The 1,047-nt window shown below is 43.2% G+C and carries 1 protein-coding gene; it reads right to left on the bottom strand.

The window, feature by feature from the left end:
• Nucleotides 1-318 precede the first annotated feature (318 nt).
• Nucleotides 319-1,047: nitrate/nitrite transporter (locus tag A3729_RS04460; protein ID WP_369820077.1), on the bottom strand; the 729-nt coding region annotated here is incomplete at its 5' end.

The raw sequence follows: 1,047 nt of genomic DNA, 5'->3' as shown, positions 1-1,047 counted from the left end.
TCACGCCATGAGCACATTCGATCACAACCTCTTCGCTCAAACGCTTAAGCACAAATGAAAGCCCTTCCAGGTAGACTGGATGGTCCTCTATCACTAATAATTTCAGTTCACCACTCATCGGCGAAAAGCAAGAAGCTTGCATAACAGTATGATTACCAGGCTGATGTTATATTTGTTTTTTAGCATGCATATTATGCTGATATTAACACCTGCTTAGCAAGCCAATTATTGGCCATTTATTAACCAGTAAACATAAAAAACCGCGCTAGTTGCGCGGTTTTTTATTTTAAGCCATAACTTACAACTTATGGATTGTCGTTATGGATTATAGTGCTCGCAGCTCTTACGTAGGTAGAACCACCAGTTAAGAACGATACATACGGCGTAGAACGTTGCGAAGCCATATAGCGCGTACTCAGGAGTCGTCGCCTTGATTTGCTCACCCAATACTTTAGGCATAATGAATGCACCGTATGCTGCCACCGCTGCAGTCCAACCCAATACCGGACCTGCTTGCTCTTTATTGAATACCTGAGAGATGGTACGGAAAGTAGAACCGTTACCAATACCTGTTGCAGCAAACAAGACTAAGAACAATACAAAGAATGGTACGAAGAATTCTTCAGGTGTTGCTGACTGGTAAGCGGCTTTCATGAAGTAAGCCACACCAATTGCACATGCCACCATAATTACCGCACAAATCTGAGTAACTAAAGCACCACCTACTTTATCAGAGATCCAACCACCAACTGGGCGAATCAAAGCACCGATGAAAGGCCCCATCCAGGCGTACATTAAAGCACTTGGCCCATTAGGGTTAGCCGTGTTGTGTGTCATCACACCATCAACCATCACGTGCTGGAAACCAAATACAACTTTAATCGTTAGCGGGAAAGATGCTGCAAAACCAATGAATGAACCAAAAGTCATTGTATAAATAACTGTCATTGCCCAAGTATGCTTGTTATCAAAGATTTTGTACTGACGCGTTAAGCTCTCACCGATCTGACCTGGAATCGCTTTCAAAGCAAATACTGTCGCTGCGAT

Source organism: Oleiphilus sp. HI0043 (assembly GCF_001634935.1).
This window is presented reverse-complemented; position numbering and strand designations above follow the sequence as displayed.